The organism is Pseudonocardia sp. EV170527-09 (genome assembly GCF_008369905.1).
In the GTDB taxonomy this organism is placed as follows: domain Bacteria; phylum Actinomycetota; class Actinomycetes; order Mycobacteriales; family Pseudonocardiaceae; genus Pseudonocardia.
Map to the genome: position 1 here is coordinate 1 of NZ_VRMC01000182.1, position 4,040 is coordinate 4,040.

The 4,040-nt window shown below is 69.8% G+C and carries 4 protein-coding genes and 1 pseudogene; 2 read left to right on the plus strand and 3 right to left on the minus strand.

Annotated elements, in window-relative coordinates; translation table 11 throughout:
- A partial coding sequence (locus FVA95_RS27835; protein WP_193564271.1) for a transposase occupies positions 1–392 on the plus strand: 392 nt, incomplete at its 5' end.
- Positions 393–599: 207 nt separating this feature from the next.
- Here the strand turns inward: FVA95_RS27835 and FVA95_RS33330 are convergent.
- The 3 genes and pseudogenes from FVA95_RS33330 to FVA95_RS27850 all read right to left on the minus strand — a co-directional run.
- A pseudogene (locus FVA95_RS33330) lies at positions 600–1,406 on the minus strand (ABC transporter substrate-binding protein); the annotation flags it as partial.
- Positions 1,407–1,567: 161 nt separating this feature from the next.
- Positions 1,568–2,656, minus strand: coding sequence for a HAMP domain-containing sensor histidine kinase (locus tag FVA95_RS27845; RefSeq protein ID WP_240051780.1), 1,089 nt, complete (start codon positions 2,654–2,656; stop codon positions 1,568–1,570).
- A complete protein-coding gene (locus tag FVA95_RS27850; protein WP_149666785.1) occupies positions 2,653–3,324 on the minus strand; it encodes a response regulator transcription factor in 672 nt (223 codons plus the stop codon). The genes FVA95_RS27845 and FVA95_RS27850 overlap by 4 nt, the downstream gene beginning before the upstream one ends.
- Before the next feature lie 97 nt (positions 3,325–3,421).
- On the opposite strand from FVA95_RS27850, the gene FVA95_RS27855 reads away from it, so the two are divergent.
- On the plus strand, positions 3,422–3,874 hold the full coding sequence (locus tag FVA95_RS27855) for a hypothetical protein (protein ID WP_149666786.1): 453 nt from the start codon (positions 3,422–3,424) through the stop codon (positions 3,872–3,874).
- Positions 3,875–4,040: the final 166 nt, after the last annotated feature.

Below are 4,040 nucleotides of genomic sequence, written 5' to 3' on the forward strand. Positions count from 1 at the left end.
GAGCTATTTACACCGCGTCCACCGCCGATGCCGCTGCAGCCGCGCTGGATGATCTCGATGACGAGTGGGGGCGAGCCTATCCGGCGATGATACGTTTGTGGCGTAACGCCTGGACCGAGTTCGTGCCGTTCCTCGACTACGACATCGAGGTCCGGAGGGTGATCTGTACGACGAACGCGATCGAATCGTTGAACGCCCGCTACCGGCGAGCGGTCCGAGCGCGAGGGCATTTCCCCAGCGAGCAGGCCGCGATGAAATGTCTGTACCTTGTCACCCGCAGCCTCGACCCGACCGGACGAGGCCACACCCGATGGATGATGCGCTGGAAGCCAGTCCTCAACGCCTTCGCCATCACTTTCGGTGACCGCTGGCCGGGCGCCGAGCACTACTGACAACATCGCCGGAACCACCGTTCTCGTTACAGACCCGGCGAAACCGAACAATTCGATGCCGACGGCCACGTTGCCGCCGTTGATGGCAGGGAGCTGGATCGAGGTCGGCCTGAAGCCGGGCGTCATGTACCGTTCCGTCTCGCTCGGAAGCCAGGATCCCTGCAGGATCAACGCAGCCCTGCCCTGGGCCCAGCTGATCTGCCCGGCCGGGTACTGCGCGGCGGTGTAGGCGTGGCCGAAGTAGCCGCTGCGCACCATCTGCTCGAGCCTGCGGACCGCGTCGAGGACGGCCGGATCGTTCCACGCCTCGCCCGTCCGGTCACGGGCCAACCGGACCAGACCCTCTTGTCCCAGCGCCCGTTGCAGGACCAGCAGCGGCCAGAGGGCCTTGTCGGCGTCGGCTGCGAGCGGTGTCACCCCGCTCGCCTTGAGCGTGGCGAGCAGCGCGACGAAGTCGTCCCAGCTCACCGGCGGCTTCGCGGCGACGTCCGGGTACCTGGCCGCGTTCACCCACAGGCCCTGGCTGGTCACCTCGTAGGGGATCAGGTAGGGCTTGCCGTCCCCGCCGTTGAGGAAGGGCAGGTACTTCTGCGGGATGACCTCCGAGATCCTCTTGTTCTCGCCCGGGATCGGCTCGCCGAGGACGGAGGTGAGGTCGGCGGCCTGTCCGGTGTCGGCGAGGGCGGCGCGGAGCTTGCTCATGGACTGGTCCACCAGGTCTGCATCAGCCCCTCCGGGCAGCGACGGGGCCAGGTTGTCCAGCACTCGCCGTCCTTGCCAGCGGACGTCGACCGTGATTCCGGTGTCCCTCGTGAACTGGTCGATCGAGGACTGGAGGACCTGGCCCTGGGGCTCCGTGGCTCGCCACATCGACCAGTACGTGAACTCCGTTCCGTCGCCGGAGTCGACGCCGTCACCGGGGCCGCACGCCGCCGAGACGGCGACGACGCCCGGCACGGTCGCAGCAGCAACCAGACGTCGCCAGCCCCGGCGTGACCGTACGGGAGGTTTCATGTGGTGGTTCCGCCCATCAGCAGATCTCGGATCACCCTGGACCCAGGTGTGGCGTCGTGGGGACCTGTCGACTCGAGACCACCCGGCAGCGCGACCCGGTCGGGCCGCGGTCAGGATCGGGCGACGACCGCTCCCTCTCGTCGCGGCAGGCCGGTCGGCTCTCACGGTGAGGGCAGATCGACTCGCACCCGCAGGCCCCCACCGTCACGCGCCCCCAGTTCGAGCGACCCGTCGTGTGCCCTGACGATCGCCGCGACCACCGACAACCTTAGTCCTGCTCCGGCCGCGTGGCCGCTCCGCCCGCGATCGTCGACCCGCCGGAACGCATCGGTCAGGGTCGGCAGAGCCTCCTCCGGGACGATGGGGCCGGTGTTGTCCACCTCCACCCAGGCGTGGCCGCCCTCGGTCCCCGTGCGGATCCCGACCCGGCCGCCGTCGACGTTGTCGACGATCGCGTTGTGCAGCAGGTTCTGTGTCATCTGCAGCAGCAGCGGAGCCGAGCCGGAGCAGGGGGCGGGAGCGGTCCCGTCGGCGTCGAGGGTCACCCTCCGGCGGTCGGCCACCGGGACCAGCGTCTCGACGGCTTCCTCCGCGACCAGCGACAGGTCCACCCGCTCGGTCGTCAGCTGACCCTCCTGCGAGCGTGCCATCACCAGCATCGCCTCGGTGGTCGCGATGGCGTGTTCGTTGATCCGCCGGAGCCGCCCCAGCAGGTCTCCGGTGTCGAGCGAGCAGGGGTCGGCCTCGGCGACGTCGAGCAGCGCCCTGGTCGCGGCCAGCGGAGTCCGCAGCTCGTGCGAGGCGTTCGCGGCGAAGCGTCGCTGCTGGTCGTCGTGGCGCTGCAGCTGGGCGAGCATGTCGTCGAAGGTGTCGGCGAGGCGACCGAGCTCGTCACGGGCGCCGACGTAGCGGATGCGGTGGGTCAGCGATCCTTGCGAGGTCAGCTGCGCGGCGCGGGTCAGACCCGGCAGCGGGCGCAGTACGCGGCCCGCCAGGAACCACGAGACCCCCAGGGCGACGCCGAACAGCACCGCGACGACGACCGCGGCCCGCGGCGCGAACGCCTCCAGGATCGGCTGCCGGCCCGGGGCCCACCGGCCGGTACCCGAGACGGAGAGGTCGGCGTCGGGGATGTAGCGCATGATGAACAGCGCCACCACGGTCAGCAGGACCACCGTTGTCCCGAGGAACAGGCCGACGTAGCTGAGCGTCAGCTTGGCGCGGATGCCCAGCTGCGGAAGCCCGGTCACCTCACGCCGTCGGTGCACAGCCGGTATCCGACCCCGGGCACGGTCTCGATGATCCACGGCCGGCCGAGTCGCCTGCACAACGCGGAGATCGTGACGCGCACGGAGTTGGTGAACGGGTCGATGTTCTCGTCCCAGGCGCGGGCCAGCAGATCCTCGGCGCTTACCACACCGCCGGCCTCGCCCGCCAGTACCTCGAGCACGGCGAACTGCTTGGGTGTGAGCGGCACGAGTCCGCCGTCGCGGTGGACCTCGTGCCGGTGGGTGTCCACCCGCAGGCCGCCGTACTCGTGCACCACGGGCAGGGCACGCGTCGACCGCCGGGCCAGAGCGCGCACGCGCAGCTGCAGCTCCCTCATGACGAACGGCTTGGTGAGGTAGTCGTCGGCGCCGGCGCCGAAGCCGTCCTCCTTCTCCGCCAGGCCCCCCGCGGCGGTCACCATGATGATCCGCGGACCAGCGCCGCGGTGCCCGATCCGCCGGGCGATCTCGTCCCCGTCCGGGCCGGGCACGTCACGGTCGAGGACCGCGACGTCGTAGTCGTTGAGCCCGAGCAGGTCGAGCGCCTCGTGACCGTCCGCAGCGACGTCGACGACGACGGAATCGGAACTCAGCCCGGCCCGCATGGCCTCCCGGATGTCCTGGTCGTCCTCGACGACGAGTACCCGCACGATCCCTCCCCCGGTTCGCTGGGCCGTCCAGACTAGGAGCTGGCCCGTCCGGCGTCGCTTACGGTCTCGCAACACCGCGGAGCCGAGGGTGGTGGACGTGACGCCGACGACCGCACACGCACCGACCGTCCCGACGCAGCGTCCCGCGCACTCCATGGGCGCGTCGATGATGGTGCTACCCGTGCTGACGGCCGTGCTCGGATGTGGTTGGGGCGCGCTGTCGGCCAGCGCCCGGCTCGCCGAGTTCGGCTCGATCGTCGCGGTGACCGACACCTGGTGGTCATGGGCCGCGGTCCTCGGGCTCTCGGCGATGGTGTCCCGCAGGTTCAGCACCAACCTGATGTCGGTGCTCGCCTGCGGCATCGTGGCGGTCAGCACCTACTACCTGCTGAAAGCGCACTGGATGATCGGCTTCTCCTCGCGCCACCGCGACTTCTGGCAGTACCTGCAGACGGACTCCTGGGAGAGGTGGACGCTGCTGGTACTCGTCTTCGCCGTACCGGCGGCCGTCGTCGGGACCGCCGTGGGCCGGCTTCTCCGGCTCCCCTGACCCAGCGGGTCGACACCGTCCGGCCTCGTCGACGGCGACTGCACAGGCACCTAACATGTAGGTTCCTACTGTTCTGTCGCGGCAACCGGAGGGAATCCGAATGATCGTGTCAAGCCGCGGTAGCGGGTTGTGGTGCGGTTGTGGTGAACATCCTCTGGTCGCGGAG